Source organism: Flavobacterium lacisediminis, from assembly GCF_025909975.1.
GTDB classification, from domain to species: Bacteria; Bacteroidota; Bacteroidia; order Flavobacteriales; family Flavobacteriaceae; genus Flavobacterium; species Flavobacterium lacisediminis.
In genome coordinates, this window is sequence record NZ_JAPCIO010000003.1 from 245,622 (window position 1) to 263,846 (window position 18,225).

The window sequence follows — 18,225 nt, forward strand, 5'->3', positions numbered from 1 at the left end:
AGAAACAAGAGAAAAGAAACAAGAAGAAAGACTTTATATAAAATGACAAAAAAACTACTTTTCGCTTTACTTATTTTAATTTCTTTTAATGGGTTAGCCCAAAATATCACTCTTTCTGAAAAAGCAAAAGTTAGTATTTTAACTTGTGGTTTAGGACCAGAATCATATGCTATGTATGGTCATACTGGTATTCGTATTCAAGATAGTATTCATGTTATTGATGTAGTTTACAATTATGGCGCTTTTGACTTTAGTACACCTAATTTCATTGGCAGATTTATAAAAGGCGATTTACAATATTTTGTTACCAATGGTAGTTTTATCGATTTCTATTACAATTATCAAGCGGAAAATCGCGAAATAATTGAACAGGAATTAGCACTAACTCCAGCACAAATTAATACGCTGTTCCAACAATTAAATCATTCAGTTTATAGTGATGAACGTTATTACACCTATAAATTCATTGATAGAAATTGTACAACGATGGTGGTGGATAAAATTAATGGAATTTTAGGAAAGGAATACATAAAATCGGACACTTCTAGTCAATCGTATAGAGAAATCCTGTATCCATACATGAGCGACTTTTATATGAAATTGGGAATTCAATTGATTTTTGGAGCAAAAGTAGATGAACCAGCCACTCGCCTATTTTTACCTTATGAATTCAAAGATGCCATTTCAGCTACCAAAATAAATGAAAATAAAATTGAAAAGAGTGATTCAAAAATTCTTCAAGTTACCAAATCTGAAATTCCTTTTAATTGGTTAAACTCGATTTATTCTTTACTTACAGCTCTTTTAATTTTAGCACTTTTAAACAAAAAATGGATAAAAATTAGCTATTTTATCTTTGCTGGATTATTAGGTCTTTTCTTCTCTTTGGTGGGATTGTATTCGTTGCATGAAGAGATATTATGGAATTATAACATTTTATTATTCAATCCTCTTTTATTGGTATTTGCTTGGTACATTAAAAAAGGAATTAAAGATAAAATACTGCTTTTAGGAAAAATAATTTTGGCAATGTTACTAGTCTATTTAGCTTACATGACTACAAAAATTCACTTAGGAATTGTTTGGCCATTTATTGTCATACATTTTTATTGGATTGGGAAAATTGTTTTACAGATTAAGAAATCAAATTTAGTACGCTGATAAAACTGACTACTGAACACTGATAACTGAACGCTAATTACTGTCCTCTAAAAAACAATACCGTACTCATTGTTTTCACTACGATATTGATATCTAAAAACAAGCTTCGGTGTTTAATATAATACAAATCGTATCGAAGTTTCATCAAACTGTCTTCTAAGTTAGAACCATAAGGATAATTAACTTGAGCCCAACCAGTAAGTCCAGGCTTAATAACATGTCTTGTTTGATACAAAGGGATAGCATTAGCAATTTGCTCTACAAAAACAGGTCTTTCAGGTCGAGGACCAATAATAGCCATGTCGCCTTTCAATACATTTATAAATTGTGGTAATTCGTCTAATCTTGTTTTTCTTAGAAATTTCCCAAAAGGAGTAATTCGACTATCGTTTGTTGTAGCAAATACAGCACCGTTTTGTTCTGCGTTTTGCACCATCGTTCTCATTTTATAAATAGTAAAAGGAAGACCATTTTTCCCAACTCTTTCTTGTGTGTAGAAAAAACTTCCTTTATTTACAAAAAGATTAATAATCCATAAAAGAGGCGCAATCAAAAAGAATCCTAACAACCCAACAACCGCAAAAACGAGATCAAAAAAACGAGTATAATACATATACAATTTATTTTGATTGCTTCTGCTGAAAGGAAAAAATTTATACAACTCACGATCTTCAAAATGAATAGGCAATCTGTAGGTACTGTGTTCATAAACTTGATTGTATTTTCTTATTACAATACCTTTTTCAAGTAATCTAAGCAACTTGTTATATAAATCAACCGAGGTCAACTTATTTTTAGCATTAGCAACTACAATTTCAGAAATGTAATTCAGATGAACAAACTCGTTTAAATTTTCCGCTAAAACGCGTTCAACATTTGTTTTATTTGGTTCTTCATCTACAGCGATGTATCCTACCACCTTATAATGAGGGTTAAATTTTGCTAATTCAGCTACTAATACATCTACTTCTTTACTACTTCCAACAAAAAGTACCTTTTTCATAAATCGGTTAGAAGCTAAAAAAATAATATAAGCATATCGCCAAACCGATAATGAGATTAAAATGGAAAAGAAAAACAATATAATTTGCAAACGATTAGAGGGTAATACAGGTGTATAAAAAGGGGTTAACAAATAAAACAATACCGTTACAGAAGTAGTTAAAATAATACTTTTTGAAATTTGAAAACGGTTACTAGCAATTTGCAAATTGTACATTTCAAAGATAGTTCCAAAGAAAACTAAGTAAAGTGCAAATACAATTGTCCAATAAAAATTAGTTTGCGAAATTTTAAAATAATCAAATTGAGCATAATGTCCAATTAATGCTAAAGTTAGCAATGTAAAAAACACATCCATTGCACGCAATAATATTTTGCGCTCTGAAATTTCAAAATGTATTTTTTGGGATGCACTCATTTTATTATTATTCTAACGCAAAGTAACGAATTTAAAAGAAATAAGGAAACACCTATTACTTTTTTATCAATATAATAATAGTGCAAAGCATTATCATTCGTAAATTTGACTAAATGTAGTATTTTTACTAGTTTATTAAAGAAACTTTAAAAAAATTTAATATTAAAGTAAAATTATTTCAATAAGGAAACCCAGCTTTGCTTTACTAATTCCCAATTCATTTGCTCTATAAAAGTTCTGGCATTAGTAATTAATAAATTAGATTTTGATTTGTTTTCTAATAAATCCAACACTGCCTTTGTCATGGCCGTAGTGTCATTATCAGGAATCAATAAGGCATTTACTTCATCTGTCAATAAAAACGGAATCCCACCAACTTTAGTGCTTATTACTGGCAAACCTAATGCCATTGCCTCCATAACACTAACAGGAGTATTATCAAAATGTGTTGTATTGATAAAAATATCATGTTTAGAAGCTAATTTCCACCACTCTTCTTTTGTTAATTGACCTGTAAAATCGACAGAAACGCCCATGGACTCAGCAAAATCTTTAGTGGTTTGTAAACTTCCATCTTTATCGGGTCCTACCATAGTTAAAGTAGCGGAAGGGTATTTTTCCTGTAATTGTTTCAAAACTTTTACTGCCATTTTTGGATTATAAATGGAAGAAAAAGCACGAACCCATAGTAATTTTGGAGCTAATTCAGTTCGCACTTTAAATTCGTACTTTTCAATTTCAATAGCGTTTGGAATATGGATTACATTATCAAAACCTTCTTTTTCAAAAGCCTGCTTCAAATACTCTGATGGCGCTACATTTTTATATGCATTTGCAAACACCTTTTTAGATAATGTAGGATTCTTTTTCAAGCGATTCGGTAAATCGCCACCATGTAAAATAGGAATATACTTAACATTAAAAAAACTTGCCAACTGACTACATAAAAAGGCATACCAAAAAGCTTTTGTGCTATAGGTATCAATCAAAATATAAGATACTTGTTTGTGATACAAAATAACAGACCACATCATATCCAACATACGTAATGGGAAAGACTTTTTTTCAGAAGCGTAAAACACATAAATTCCCTCCTGCTCTAGTTGAAGTCCTAAAGTTTCAATAGTGGTTTTATTATAGCCATGCTTACTTAACCGATTCCCTAGGTACAGAATTTTCATCTACAAATTGAACTTTTAATAATGATAAGGCATACACAAAAGCAGGTGCTGCCAAACGCATGGCCGCATGATTTATGGTGAGTATCCAAAAAACAACGAAAGAAAAAAGAAAAATATTCTGCTTGTTATTAAAATATAAAGCTAATGGAGTAGTAAGTAAAATTATTAATCCTAATAGACCTAATGATCCGTGTTCGGCTAACATTCTCGTAATTTCATTATGAGAGGCGGCTTCAATTCCAGTTGTTTCTTCTCTATATTCTTTATTTTTACCTACTCCTACACCAAAAATAGGATTATCTAAGAACATATTAAATTCTGACTCTATTAATTTTTCTCTACCTGTTAGCTTACTTTCTTTTACTCTTCCTTTTGCATCTTGATTTGCATAACGCTTATCAATTAAACCACTTGTTTGAAGTGAGCTATAAGTCCAAACTCCCAAAAAAGCAACAAAACCAAGCACAACAAATATGACAATTTTGTTTTTTGCTTTTGAGTTGGTGTTAAAAAACAAGTAAATCATCAAAAGAATAATCATTAAAACCCCAGTAATTATTCCTCCTCTTGAAAAAGTAACAATTCCTCTAAAACTTATGAATAGAAACAAAATCAAATTGATTAATAAAATTCCTTTTGTTTTTGAACTTAGAACAATCTTTGTGAAGAAAAGAAAAATACCTAAACCTAAAATCGTAGAAACCTGATTAGGTCCAAATCCTCCAGAAGTTTTAAAATTAGACTGCGTATTAAACACCACTTCTTTTACACTTGGCGTGTACAAATACATAAATACTAATGTAGCTATTAAAGGAAAGGCCAGCATGTCTATGATGGTCAATACTTGTTTAAGCGTTACTTTTCTTTGATAACAATAAATCGCACAAACAGTCAAACAAACTGGTCCTACAATATTGAAAGTAATGGCTTTTCTAATATCTGTCTCATAATCTAATGTAAAAAATGAAAGAATGACACTTGGGAGTAATAACAAACCAAAAATCCAATATAAGATAGCGTTTTTGGAAAATCCTCTAAAAAGCATTCCTATAATCAAGATTCCCATTACGCCATATTTAGCATACTGTTCAAAAATGATACCTTGAGTCATGCGCAAAAAAACCTCTGCCCCCACTATGTAAGCTGCTACATATAAAGCTTCATTATTGGAATTTTTCCTTAAAATCACATAGCGAAAACCAACCAAAATAATAGTAACCGCATACACTTTTGAAATTGGTGGAACAAAAAAAATTGCCAATCCAATTAGAACGTGTATAATTACAAACTTTAAATACTGTAGGGTTTCGCTATTCATAAGTTTTTTTGATAGGCATCAATAATTTTTTGAATCACTTTTTCAGGTGCGTAATTTGCTTTTACAAAAGTATTCAAATTTTTAGCTAGACCATCATTTTTATGAGATTCATTTGCTATTTTAATAAGAGCGCTTTGAAGTTGCGCTTCATTATCTGACGCTATTAAATAACCTGTTACTTCATTCTGAATAATTGTACTGCAATAGCCTACATTTGAACTAATAACAGTTAATCCAGCCATTCCATATTCCAATAAAGTTACAGGAAACCCTTCATAACTTGAGACTAAAATCCCCACTTTTGCTTGATTCAAAATTGATTTTACATCATTGCAAGAACCATAAATAAAAACAGCCTCTTTTAAATTATTTTGTTTGATAAAATCTTTCAAATCCTCTGAATAATCGTCTAACTTATCTTTTCCTATTAAATGCAACGTCCAACCTTCATTAGCTATTTTACTAGCTAAAAATGATTTTAATGCTAAAATATGATTTTTAGGATGATGAAGATTAGCTAAAAATACGATTCTTTTATTTGGAGTTCCATTTAAAATGGTAACGGGAATTTCGACTTCTGAATCCGAAGTAAAATTGGAAAGAAACTCCACATTTTTAACCCATAATTTTTTTTGTGCCCAATCTTTTAGTGCTTCATTCACTGTAAAAACACAACTAAAAAAAACAGAAAAAAAACGAAGCAAAAAATAACCTTCTTGAGATTTAACGCGATTTCCAAAATGATCGTGCCAAAAAATTTGAACAGACGGCATCGTTAACTTTAGTAAAACAGCGAAAAAATAAGAGCTTCCATGAGCGTGAACTGTATTTACTTTATTTGTTTTTATAAAAGTTCTTAAACGAAATAACGCGCTAAAGTCAATAGCCTTCATTTTATTTACAAAAGCATATCCTACTTTTTTATTGATTGTATTTTTCAAACCACCTTCCAATCGGGTAACAACCAATCCTGAAAAAGCTACTTCCTCTGCAAGCCTATTCGCAATAGTTACTGCCATACGCTCAGCTCCGCCAGGTTCTAGACTATCAATTAATTGAATAACACGTATTTCTTTGGAAAAAGCCAATGATAATTACTTATTTAGTTGAGGATGTAAAAATAGAAAAAAATAGAAAGAAGAAGGACAAGTTCAAAGACAAAATCAATAATACTTTCAATTAAAGATTTCTATTAAAAATAAGTATAAATTTAACTATTCTTTGAGCAATTTGCTGATTTCCGTTTCAAACTTATCTGTGGTAAATTGTCTAGACCAAACTTGTCCATCAGTTGCCATTTTTTGATATAATTCTTGGTTGTTTATAATAGTTGTTATTTTACTAATATCTTGATTTAATTCTTCTTTTAAAATCACACCTCTATTTCCATTTCCCATCATATAGGGAACACAAGAAACAGGGGATGCTATTGGCACACAACCCCAAAACATAGCTTCCGCTACTACTTTTGGCCAACCTTCACTTTTTGAAGGCAAAATTAAAAAATGACTATTTTGATACCCTTTTAAAACCGTTTCTTTAGTTTGATTTCCTTTTAAAGTTACAATACTTTCTAAATTATTTTGGGCTATATAAAGTTCTAATTCTTTTCGTAAAACACCTTCTCCATAAAGTTCAAGTATTACTTTTTCCCCTCTTTTATTCAACTCTTCAACAAGTTGAATAACATACAAAGGCTGTTTCCCTTTAGATAGCGTTCCAACAAATAAAAACTTAATTACTTCATTATTGACACTTCTTATTTCACAACTTGAATTTCTTACTTCATTCTCACTATAAGTAGCAGTAAAAAATGATTTAATATTCTTTGTGCTTCCTTCCCATTTGCCATAAACTAAAACCTGCATATTTCGAGTTAAAAAAGTATTGGATAAAATCCATTTTTGAAGACGATAACTCCAAGGTTGTTTACTTTTTGGATCCCAATTTCCTGCATATTTTGCAGTTTTTTGTTTATTAGGAAATAATATTTGAACTAGAGCTCCTATTAATCCCATGTTACCGGGACAACGTAAGTGAATATGGTCGGCTTGAGCCATTGCTATGTAAACTACTTTAAATAATATAGGGAGCTTAAATATCGTTTTTATTATATTTTGTAATGAAGTAATTTCAAACTCAAGAACATCAATAAATTGAAGTTTGGAATGAATATATTTTTCATGAATTGGATTTATAGGTCCTTCAACGAGAGGAGCTACCACTTGAACCTCATCAACATATTTGAACCAAATATTCATTTCACGGATATAGGGAGCATAACCAAAATATTGATTATCACTTTTTATATGCTGAACATGAGTTATTATACAAATTCTCATTAATGAATACTTTTATAAAATATAATATCTTTTAAAACAATAGTTTTAATTTCAAATTGTTGTAAAACTGATTGCCTTCCTTTTTTTGCTATTTCTTGTGCTTTTTGGGGGTTACTTAAAACTTGAATAATAGTATTAGCGATTTCTCTTGGTTCGTGGGGATTGCATAACCAACCTGTTTCACCATTAGCAATCACTTCGGGACCTGGTCCTAATTTTGTAAAGATTACGGGTTTCTCCATTGCCATGGCTTCTGGAGCTACTAATCCTAAGGTTTCCATATGGGAAGGAAATACACAAACGGCAGCTTTTACATAGATATTTGGAATTTCTGCGAAAGATACAGCACCATGAAAAATAACATCCTTAGCATATTCACCCAATTTTGGTAATTCTATTTCTTGTAGCATTTTGACATAAGAACTTCCATCTGGAAACAACCAATCTCTTCCATATAAATTCAAAATAGCATTCGGAAATTTTTCTTTCACTTCTGGAAAAGATTGAATCAATTGACGTACCCCTTTCTTCTCACAAATAGTCCCAGCAAAAGTGATATTATTCACTTCAATTGCTACATCTTTAGGCTGAAACAATTGGCTATTAATTGGGTTAAAAATAACTTCTATTGGCTTGTTATGATAACTTAAATACTTAGAAGTATGGCTTTTAACATAATTGGAAACCGCGATAAAAGCATCTGCCTTTTTAAAAGAGCGTTTTTCTTGAAATCCTTTCCACCAATTAATCCCTCTATTTTCTCCTTCAGCAAAAAAATGATGGCCGCCATGTAAGCGAATGATGTATTTTATATCTTTTATTTTTGGTAAAAATGCAAAAGATAATTCGGCTCCTTCTACTATATCAATCGGATTTTTCTTATGAATTGCAGCAATAGTTTTGGAAATATTTTTTGAATTGAAATACCAAGCCAATCCTTTTACTTTACTTTTTTGAATTCGAATTACGTTAACACCATTAACATTTTCGGTTTCATCTGAAAGCACATAATTTAAACCCACAACGGTAACTCGAATTCCTTTACCCACTAAGGCTTCCGCCATAGTTTTTACAAAACTACCCAAACCTCCATGTGGAAAGCCTGCTTTTGGATATTCGTTGGTTAAGAAACAGATGTGCATTTAGTTAATTATTGAATTTGTTACTGCATTGGATGAAGTATCATAATCTCCTAATACTTTCTCTATCCAAATATTTGTTGATTGATTCCATTTCAAATCTGTAAGCAATTGATTTATTTCTTCTTTTTGCTGCCACCAAATAACAACATTTTTATTGGGCATACTTTTAAAATGCTGAAATTTATAAATTATTTTTACAGACCAATCTGGATTTACCTTTGTATTCTGATCATAATCTATATATATACATGGTTTATCAAACATCCCAAAATCAAAAGCCATAGTAGAACCTAAATTTATTACCAAATCACTGTAATACACTGTTGAAACTAATAACTTAACATCCTCAGGTAATGGATAAATAGTTGTCCAACTACTATTTGGCTCAAAATTCCACAAAGGTGGCGCTTGCTTTATTAAATTAGGATATTTTGAAATTATTTTATCAAATCTACCTGAAATATCTACAGGACATCTTCTCAATAAAATTTGATATTTATTATCTAAATTATTTTTAATTAACTCATCTGCTAAATCATCCAAGTATTGTGGATCATCTGGACAAGTTAACACATCATCTCCTGAATAACAAATAATTTTTTTATTTGTATCCAAACTATATCTTTTATAAAAATCATCTTTAGGGATAATATTTTCGGGGTTTTGGTAACATTCAAACTGAGGAGTCCCTGTAACAAAAATTTGGTCTGAAACAATTTCTGGATAATATAATTTCAATTCTTCCTTCATATAATCGGACCAAACCAAATATTTATCAGCTTGCAATGCCATTCTTGCTTTTGGTAAATTATCCCAAGAATAAATCACAGTGATAGTTTCAATCCCTAAATCTTTTGCGGCAGCGAAAACAGTAGCACATTGCACACCTCTTTGATGCGAACAAAATATTTTTTCAGGAGCTACCTCTATAAGAATTTTTCTTATATCGGAATAAAAAAATGTATTTCTTATAGCTTTTTGATACCTCTTTTCAAGCTTTAAAATACTCTTGTAATTAGTAAAACCCATCGAGACCATCTCAATACACTTATAAAATAATGATTTAAAAAAACCTTTATGATTGGTTTTCCAATTGGTTAAAATAGATGGATTATTTACTAATTTAGCATTATATTTCAAACGTGACAAGCAAATTAATTCTCTAAGAAACTTTTCTTTTAAAGATTCTGAATATTTAGGAATTGTTAAAGAATTTTGAATGTTTGTGATTTCTTTTACTCCTTGTTCTGTTTTATCATCAAACGCATGAAACAAAACCAATTCATCTTCGGCACCCTTAAAAACATTAGAATATAAATAATTTCGAATCCCTACTCCATCCGGGAAAAGTAACATTATTTTTTTATTAAAAGATTTTGACATTCGATATTAATTTATTCAAACAAAAATACAGATAATACTAGAAGTTTTTTTAACAAAAATAAATTACTTACGGTTAGCATTTCGAATCGTATTAAATTGGACAGCAAAATCTTCGGAACATTGGGTTCTACCCAAACTGTTCACATGTAAATTATCATAAAAAAGACTATCTACCGAAATAAAATCGGAATGATTTACAAAGTAATCCTTCGCATTCGATTTTACCGAATTTTTATAAAGTGGTGATTGGTACAAAACCAATGTTATTCCCTGTTTCTGACAAAAATCTTTTATTTTTTTGAAATAAGGATTATTAAATTGCATTGCTGTGGTCGTTGCTTCTGCTTGTATTGGAGCTCCTAAATTAGGATAGCTGTAATTTCCTTTTTCATCAAAACGATTGCGTTTTTCTGGTTTCAAAATGGTGAATAGAGAAGGATAAAAAAGTTCCGTATTGTAATAACTAACACCCACCAAAGGAAAATAAGTCGCATATTTTAAAACCGGAAAACCCTCATATGGAATAGTTTGATAATATTCACGAACTGCGGTTGTGTTACGTTCCGACAAGAAACGATAATCGTTATTATTCAAAACTGGATTTTCATTTGCTAAATCCCAAGGCGTTACTGCTAAAACCAGATAATCCGTTGTTTTTTGTTGTTGGTAGAAAAATTGCAACATCAAATAATGGGAACTCAAAGCGGAATCATCCATGCTAATATTCAAACCCTTTGTTTTTAATTTTTCGTCGATTAATTTCGTATCTAACGTAGTTAACCCGGTGCTAGAACCTAACACCACATAATCAAAATGTTTTTCTTTTACCCCATTTTTAACAAATTGAGGTTTATATAAATTCGATTTCCCAATAAAATATAAAGACAGCCAAGCGATTCCATTTCCAATTAAGAGAATGAAAAAAGTATAAAGCACTATTTTAGTTAAAAACTTTTTCATTAGAATTGAAAATAAATAAAGTCCATTTGATTTTTAAAACTTCCCATAAAGAAAATTAACAACACTAAAAGCAAAGCACCAAAAGCAGAGATTTTAGGTAATTCTCTTTTTTTGATAACCCAAACTAATTCTTGCATAGATAAAATTCCGATAGCCAAAACACTTAAACCAAAAATCATCAAATTCGCATTAGTTTTATAGAATAAAGATAATCCTAAACTATTCAATTCCAACATATGAGCTAAATATTGAAAAGCATCAGCAATAGAATCCGCTCTAAAAAATACCCAACCAATACACACGACTAAGAAAGTAACTCCAATTTTAGCAAAATCGAGCCAACCATAGGATTTGGTAATCAAATGGCTTCTGTTTACATTAAATAGTAATAACGGCAAAAACATTAAGGCGTGAAATAAACCCCAAACCACATAAGTCCAATTGGCGCCATGCCAAAAACCACTTACCAAAAAGATAATCATAACGTTTCGAATTTGAAACCCTTGTGAACCTTTTGAACCGCCAAGCGGAATATAAATATAATCGCGAAACCATGTAGATAAAGAAATGTGCCAACGACGCCAAAATTCGGCAATATCACGCGAAAAGTAAGGGAACTTAAAATTCACCATTAAATCAAATCCAAAAAGTTTAGATAATCCTATAGCAATGTCTGAATATCCTGAAAAATCACCATAAATTTGGAAGGCGAAGAACACCATTCCAAAAAACAATTCGCCACTAGAATAAACTTCTGGATTTTCAAAAATCTTGTTTACAAAAAAAGCACAGTTATCCGCAACTACTACTTTTTTGAACATCCCCCAAATAATCAATTTGACACCATCCACCGCATTTTGATACTCAAATGTTCGGTTTTTATAAAACTGAGGTAATAAATGAGAAGCTCTTTCAATTGGACCCGCTACTAATTGTGGAAAAAAAGTTACGAAAGCGGCAAAATCGATAAAACTTTTTGTAGGTTTCATTTCCTTTCGGTATACATCAATGGTGTAACTTAAGGTTTGGAACGTATAAAACGAAATTCCTACTGGAAGTATAACATTTAATGTACTGGCTTCCATTGTAATTCCAACACTTGACCAAGCTTCTATCCAACTTGCCACGAAAAAATTGTAATATTTAAAGAAACCTAACATCCCCAGATTCCCCACTAAACTAATTCCTAAAAGTAATTTTCGTTTTTTGGAAATGGATGTTTTTCCTAATTGTATAGCAATAAAATAATCTAAAAAAGTACTAGCGATAATTAAGGATAAAAAACGCCAATCCCACCAACCATAGAAAATATAACTAGCTACCAATAACAATACATTTTGTGCTCGTAATTGGTTTTTAAATACAAACCAATACAAGAAAAAAACAGTAGGCAGAAAAAGTAAAAATTCTATCGAGTTAAAAAGCATGTACTATTTTTTAAATAAATCTTCAATAATTTTAGTGGTGTACAACCTTGCTCCTTTATCATTTAAATGCCCGCAAGAGGAAAAGTATTCATCTCCCTCTACTACATGTTCGTACTCTTTGATTTCAGGATACAACGCTTTCACTTTTTTAAAATATTCCATTCCTTTTACATTCGAACACATAGGAGTCGTTACTGCTATCAAATTGATATTATTAGCATTACAAATTTGCTTAATTTCTTCGAAATAACGGTTACGTAAAGGCACTAAACTTTCAATATTGTTATTCATGTTGGCTTTAGGATTATATCCAAGCGGATAATACCCATTATTTGCCAAGGTATTGGTCGGTTCGTTTACCAAGGTTTTACACCAAGCTCTAAAACCTACTTTAGCATCAAATTGTATGTAACGATAAAACGGCACATAATACAATTCGGTAAAATCGGGTTCGTTTTTAAAATGTTCTGCAATAGTATTCGATTGATGCATAAACGGCATGAAACGTCCAAAAGTACCATCATCGCGTTTTTCGTTGGACAGATTTAAATCCGTTTCTACTATGACGTTTTTTATTTCCCAACCGCGCTCTATCATCAATTTTAGTATCAAAGAAGTTTCAAACAAATGGGCACCACTCATTCCGAAATTAAAGGTTTTCAACCCTTCTTTTTCAAACAATTCCGAAACAAAATGGTTATTCGCTCTTGAAGTTCCTAAAATAATAACATCATAGTTTTGAGGTTTCGAATTGACAACATTTTCTACTTTATTTCGAGTTTCCGATTGGGCAAAAACAGTGGTATAAATGAAATCTAATGCAAAAGCGGAGAGCAAAAGCACAACTATTATTTTTCCGATAAAAACTAAAAACTGTTTCATTAGAATTGGAAATAAATAAATTCTTTATAATCGGAATACACGCCTAAAGCTAATAAAGCCATAATCGCTAAGGTTACTTTTATCCAACTTGCTTTTCCTGATAAAGGCTCTACTTTAGTACGATTTAACCATTCAACAAATACAAAAATCATTACCAAAAATAGTAATTCAAAATTATAACGTTCGTTACTCAAATATTGCGAATCAAAATGGAAATCGGTCACCATTTTTTGGATATATCCGACAGCTTCAGTCATTGATTTTGCTCTAAAGAAAATCCACGCAATTGTAGTTAAAGCAAAAGTACCTAAAATATTCAAAATGGTTTTTACACTGCTTATATTCCAACCCATTTCAATTTCGCCCATATTGGAACGATTCTTATTTTGCAATAACAAAGGCAAGAAATAAATTGCATTCAATAAGCCCCAAATAATAAACGTCCAATTGGCTCCATGCCAGAATCCGCTCACTAGGAAAATGATAAAAGTATTTCTCACTTTCATCCACATGCCACCTTGACTTCCGCCTAACGGAATGTACAAATAATCGCGAAACCATGATGATAATGAGATATGCCAACGACGCCAAAATTCAGCAATATCTCTAGAAAAATAAGGATAGTTGAAATTCTTTAATAAATCGATTCCAAATAATTTAGATGTTCCCAATGCAATATCAGAATACCCTGAAAAATCACCATAAATTTGGAAGGCAAAATAAACAGCTCCTAAAATTAATGATAAAGAATTCATGGATTCGTAATTATCAAAAACAGCATTGGCATAAGTGGCACAACTATCCGCAATAACCACTTTTTTGACCAATCCCCAAATAATTTGATAAACACCTTCTTTGGCTTTTTCAAAATTAAAATGGCGTTTGATTTTTACTTGTGGTAATAAATGGGTAGCTCTTTCAATAGGTCCAGCAACCAAAAGTGGAAAGTAACTTACAAATAACGAATAATCGATAAAATTGCGTTCGGCGGTGATGCGTTTGTAATAAATATCAATTACATATGACAAGCCATGAAACGTATAAAAGGATATTCCAACAGGAAGTATTAATTTTAATAGAACAGGATTTGTTTGAAATCCAAAACCATGCAACAAATCGGCAAAAGATTGCGCAAAAAAATCGTAGTATTTAAATACACCTAAAAACCCTAAGTTAATCCCAATAGTTAACCACAACCAAAACTTTCGTTTTTTATCGGTCATGCTGTTTTCCATCATAATAGCACTGAAGTAATCAAGCAAAGTAGAAAACACCAATAAAAACAAAAAACGCCAATCCCAACACGAGTAAAAATAATAACTCGCTACAATCAATACCGCATTTTGAGTAGTTTTATTTTTATTAAATACTACCCAATACAGTAAAAATACAATAGGCAAAAAAAGGGCAAAGGATAAAGAGTTGAAAAACATTTAACTATCTCTAAATTGTTTTTGATGATTTAATTGCCAAATATCCTCATTTAATAGGGATTTCAAAAATAATTCGGCGCTATTTCCTTTTCCGAAATCGCTTTCTGTTGGTTGTATTTTATGAGTATCTATAACATTCAGAGCATTAGAAATACTTACCGATGTATAATCTACATTGATTATGTCGGCGTGAAGTGCCCTATTTTGTTGACGTGTTCCAATATTGATAATCGGTAACCCATAATAAGGAGCTTCTCTAATACCTGCACTACTATTACCAATAATGAATTGTGATTTTTTTAATAAGGTTAAAAAATATTCAAATCGCAAAGAAGGAAAAATACGGAATCGAGGATTGTCTTTTAATTTCTGATACGCTTTTAATATGGTTTGACTTCCTAAATCGTTATTGGGATACACTACCACATAATTATGATAATCTGCTAATAAAGCATCTACAAAATTATCCGCATATTCCTGCATAAATTTTGCTTCTGTAGTTACTGGATGGAACATCGCAACCGCATAAGTATCAAATGCAATTTCATAATACTGTTTTGCTGTTTCTAAATTGGGCAGTGTATCAGAAAACATGATATCTACATCAGGAGAACCGATTGTAAAAATGGCATTTTCTAATTCTCCCATTTGAATCAAACGTTTTTTGGCTTGTTTGTTAGAAACAAAGTGCACGTGACTCATTTTACTGGTAGAATGACGAATCAACTCATCAATGGTTCCAGAGACTTCTCCACCTTCAATATGGGCTACTAAAATATTATTCAAACTTCCAACAATAGCTCCTGCTAACGCTTCTACCCTATCGCCATGAATGACAATCATATCAGGGTCACACGATTTTACATAAGTAGAAAGTCCTTCGATGGTCTTAGCTAAAGTCAAATCCATTGTGGTTTCGTGGGTGTGATTTTCAAACGTGTGAATATTAGAAAAGCCACATCTCTCCACTTCTAACAAGGTATAACCATATTCCTTTTGCAAGTGCATACCCGTAACAAAAATAAAAGGTTCAAATTCGGGATGTACTTCCAAAATTTGAATCAAGGATTTTATTTTACCAAAATCGGCACGCGTACCGGTAAGAAATAGGATTTTTTTGGACATTTTGTAAATGGCTATTGCGTTGCAAATATAGTTATTTTTACAAGACCTGATACGTTTTAAAAACCTGTCAGGTCTTGTAATTATATGTAATTACTCAAAATCACCAAAATCCAATTGCTCATCATTAGCAATATCTCTTGTTGCTTTTTTACCTAATAACGAATCAAAATGTTCTGCTAAGATTTTACCAGTACCTGGTCGCTTTACCCAAATGTTTTCTTTTGTTAACATTTCTCCTTTTTGGATAGAGGCAATGGAACAAACCGTTGCAAAAGCGAAATCAATTGTAACTTGTTCTTCGTCTGCTGGTTTTTTTGTTCCGCCACGCATTTGCGCCATTTCGGCACTATTGATGATTAATTCTTTACACGCTTGTTCATCCATACTACATACAATGTCTGGACCTGTTCGGTTCATGTGATCAGTAAAATGGCGTTCTAAAATGGCTGCTCCTAAAGCTACTGCTCCTAAACATGCGTTATTATTTAGGGTGTGATCAGATAATCCAAAAACTTTATCAGGGAACGCTTGATGCATTTCCATCATGGCACCAAATCGTACTAAATGAATTGGGGTTGGGTATAAATTGGTAGTATGTAATAAGGCAACTGGAATATTGTGTTTATCAAAAATAGCTACTGCTTTTTGAATACTATCTATAGTATTCATTCCGGTACTCAAAATAACAGGTTTCCCAAAAGAAGCAATATGCTCTAATAACGGATAATTATTACATTCACCCGAACCAATTTTATAGGCCGGAATATCAAATTTTTTCAAACGTTCAGCAGCAGCACGGGAAAAAGGAGTTGAGATAAAAATCATGCCTTTGCTTTCGACATAATTTTTCAATTCTAGTTCCTCTTCTTCGTTTAAAGCACAACGTTCCATAATTTCATAAATAGACACGTCGGCATTTCCTGGAATGACTTTTTTAGCAGCGCCACTCATTTCGTCAGCTACGATATGGGTTTGGTGTTTCACTACCTCAACACCTGCTCTATGAGCTGCATCTACCATTTCTTTGGCTACTTGAAGTGAACCTTCATGATTAATACCGATTTCGGCAATAACTAATGGTGGAAAATCGGGTCCTATTTTTCTTCCTGCTATTTCTATGTAGGGATTCATATATTTAGTGATTAGTGAATAGTAATTAGTGTATAGTTTTATTTAAAAGAAATTCTGCGTAACCAAAATCTTCTTGTGTATCGATATCTACATTAGCAAAAGGATGATTCACTTCTAATGGAAAAGCATCTTTTGTAATGATTTCATTATTTAATATTACAGATGCTTTTGTAATGTAAAGCAACCCATTTTCATAATACAAAGGTTCTAAATCTTGACTGCGTTGCCCTACTTCATAATTGTAAGGAATGAATTTATGGTTTGTAATTTTTCCTAATTTATGATGACTTCGTGAAACGGTAAACAAACTATCTACTTGTTTTTCTTGAAAAATCGTAAAAGCTTCTTGTAATAGATTTTTTGGTCTCAGTGGATTGGTAGCTTGCAACAGTATTACATTTTCAACTGCTCCATGAATTGATTCTAAAACATGCTTTAAAGCTGAAACAGTGGGTTCCAAATCTCCTGAAATTTCTTGAGGTCTATCAATTACTACAGCACCATATTGCAAAGCTATTTCTTTTATAGCCACGTCATCGGTAGAAACATAAATCACATCGATAAAATCATACTGTTTAGCATATAAAATACTGTGTGCCAACAAAGGAATTTCTCCCAATAGTTTTATGTTTTTTCCAGGTAAACGTTTAGAACCTCCTCGTGCTGGGATGATGGCTATGGATTTACTCATAAATACTATGTCTGTTTGAAAAATCTTTAAAAAATAAAGGTTTTATTTTTTCTATTTCCAATTCTGATTTATTCCACCATTGTAATGTTTCTATCTCTTGAATAATGGTATCAGAAAAACGTTTACGAATTTCTTTAGCTGGAACTCCTGCAACAATACTATAAGGCGCAACATCTTTTGTAATTACACTTCCTGCTGCTAAAATTGCTCCATTCCCAATAGTTACATTCCCAACAACAATAACACCATGCCCTATCCAAACATCATGTCCTATCATAATATTATTTTCTTCTTTTAACTGCTTTAATTCACCTTTAAATAAATTTTGATTGATGTAAGTAGTCATATATGATATAGGATGATTTGTTGCATGCAATGCTACATCAACACCTAACTGACAATATTTTCCTATAGAAATAGTGCCTCCTAAAAGATTTCTATAACCTAAAGTGGTTGCATAACCTATTTTGATATTACCCGAAAAATTACAACCATCAGGCACAGCATTTTTTCCTTCAAAAGTTACATTTTGAATTCCTTTTGAAAAACCTGAAAGAATAACTTTATCAGTTTTTTTAATTGAATTTAAAAAAAAATAAAGAATTTTTTTAACAAATAAACGCATAGTT

The 18,225-nt window shown here is 31.4% G+C and carries 16 protein-coding genes; 1 reads left to right on the forward strand and 15 read right to left on the reverse strand.

What is annotated here, in order from left to right; genetic code table 11:
* Positions 1 to 42: 42 nt before the first annotated feature.
* The gene (locus tag OJ995_RS06295) at positions 43 to 1,161 is read left to right on the forward strand and encodes a lipoprotein N-acyltransferase Lnb domain-containing protein (RefSeq protein WP_264368652.1); all 1,119 of its coding nucleotides are present in this window, start codon (positions 43 to 45) and stop codon (positions 1,159 to 1,161) included.
* A gap of 37 nt (positions 1,162 to 1,198) precedes the next feature.
* Here the strand turns inward: OJ995_RS06295 and OJ995_RS06300 are convergent, their stop codons facing one another.
* The 15 genes from OJ995_RS06300 to OJ995_RS06370 all read right to left on the reverse strand — a co-directional run bounded on the left by OJ995_RS06300 (position 1,199) and on the right by OJ995_RS06370 (position 18,221).
* Positions 1,199 to 2,581: a sugar transferase gene (locus OJ995_RS06300; protein ID WP_264368653.1), complete on the reverse strand. Its 1,383-nt coding sequence runs from the start codon at positions 2,579 to 2,581 to the stop codon at positions 1,199 to 1,201.
* 173 nt (positions 2,582 to 2,754) lie between these two features.
* On the reverse strand, positions 2,755 to 3,762 hold the full coding sequence (locus OJ995_RS06305) for a glycosyltransferase family 4 protein (RefSeq protein ID WP_264368654.1): 1,008 nt from the start codon (positions 3,760 to 3,762) through the stop codon (positions 2,755 to 2,757).
* Positions 3,728 to 5,080 (reverse strand): O-antigen ligase family protein, encoded by a 1,353-nt coding sequence (locus OJ995_RS06310; RefSeq protein WP_264368656.1) that lies wholly within the window; start codon positions 5,078 to 5,080, stop codon positions 3,728 to 3,730. Before OJ995_RS06310 ends, OJ995_RS06305 begins: the two co-directional genes overlap by 35 nt.
* Complete coding sequence (locus OJ995_RS06315; protein ID WP_264368657.1) at positions 5,077 to 6,168, reverse strand: glycosyltransferase; 1,092 nt, start codon at positions 6,166 to 6,168, stop codon at positions 5,077 to 5,079. The genes OJ995_RS06310 and OJ995_RS06315 overlap by 4 nt, the downstream gene beginning before the upstream one ends.
* 126 nt (positions 6,169 to 6,294) lie before the next feature.
* Positions 6,295 to 7,422 carry a glycosyltransferase gene (locus OJ995_RS06320; protein ID WP_264368658.1) on the reverse strand — a complete coding sequence of 376 codons (1,128 nt, stop codon included), beginning with the start codon at positions 7,420 to 7,422 and terminating at the stop codon, positions 6,295 to 6,297.
* Entirely contained in the window at positions 7,422 to 8,564 is a 1,143-nt protein-coding gene (locus OJ995_RS06325; protein ID WP_264368659.1) for a glycosyltransferase family 4 protein, read from the reverse strand. Before OJ995_RS06325 ends, OJ995_RS06320 begins: the two co-directional genes overlap by 1 nt.
* Positions 8,565 to 9,947 carry a glycosyltransferase family protein gene (locus tag OJ995_RS06330; protein WP_264368660.1) on the reverse strand — a complete coding sequence of 461 codons (1,383 nt, stop codon included), beginning with the start codon at positions 9,945 to 9,947 and terminating at the stop codon, positions 8,565 to 8,567.
* A gap of 63 nt (positions 9,948 to 10,010) precedes the next feature.
* A complete protein-coding gene (locus OJ995_RS06335) occupies positions 10,011 to 10,907 on the reverse strand; it encodes a hypothetical protein (RefSeq protein ID WP_264368661.1) in 897 nt (298 codons plus the stop codon).
* Positions 10,907 to 12,334, reverse strand: coding sequence for an MBOAT family O-acyltransferase (locus OJ995_RS06340; protein ID WP_264368662.1), 1,428 nt, complete (start codon positions 12,332 to 12,334; stop codon positions 10,907 to 10,909). The genes OJ995_RS06335 and OJ995_RS06340 overlap by 1 nt, the downstream gene beginning before the upstream one ends.
* 3 nt (positions 12,335 to 12,337) lie before the next feature.
* Positions 12,338 to 13,216, reverse strand: coding sequence for a hypothetical protein (locus OJ995_RS06345; protein ID WP_264368663.1), 879 nt, complete (start codon positions 13,214 to 13,216; stop codon positions 12,338 to 12,340).
* Complete coding sequence (locus tag OJ995_RS06350; protein ID WP_264368664.1) at positions 13,216 to 14,649, reverse strand: MBOAT family O-acyltransferase; 1,434 nt, start codon at positions 14,647 to 14,649, stop codon at positions 13,216 to 13,218. The genes OJ995_RS06345 and OJ995_RS06350 overlap by 1 nt, the downstream gene beginning before the upstream one ends.
* Positions 14,650 to 15,774, reverse strand: a complete 1,125-nt coding sequence (gene neuC, locus OJ995_RS06355; RefSeq protein WP_264368665.1) for a UDP-N-acetylglucosamine 2-epimerase — start codon at positions 15,772 to 15,774, stop codon at positions 14,650 to 14,652.
* A gap of 90 nt (positions 15,775 to 15,864) precedes the next feature.
* On the reverse strand, positions 15,865 to 16,905 hold the full coding sequence (neuB, locus tag OJ995_RS06360; protein ID WP_264368666.1) for an N-acetylneuraminate synthase: 1,041 nt from the start codon (positions 16,903 to 16,905) through the stop codon (positions 15,865 to 15,867).
* Positions 16,906 to 16,930: 25 nt separating this feature from the next.
* On the reverse strand, positions 16,931 to 17,596 hold the full coding sequence (locus OJ995_RS06365) for an acylneuraminate cytidylyltransferase family protein (RefSeq protein ID WP_264368667.1): 666 nt from the start codon (positions 17,594 to 17,596) through the stop codon (positions 16,931 to 16,933).
* The gene (locus OJ995_RS06370) at positions 17,589 to 18,221 is read right to left on the reverse strand and encodes a CatB-related O-acetyltransferase (protein ID WP_264368668.1); all 633 of its coding nucleotides are present in this window, start codon (positions 18,219 to 18,221) and stop codon (positions 17,589 to 17,591) included. Before OJ995_RS06370 ends, OJ995_RS06365 begins: the two co-directional genes overlap by 8 nt.
* Between the last annotated feature and the right edge of the window lie 4 nt (positions 18,222 to 18,225).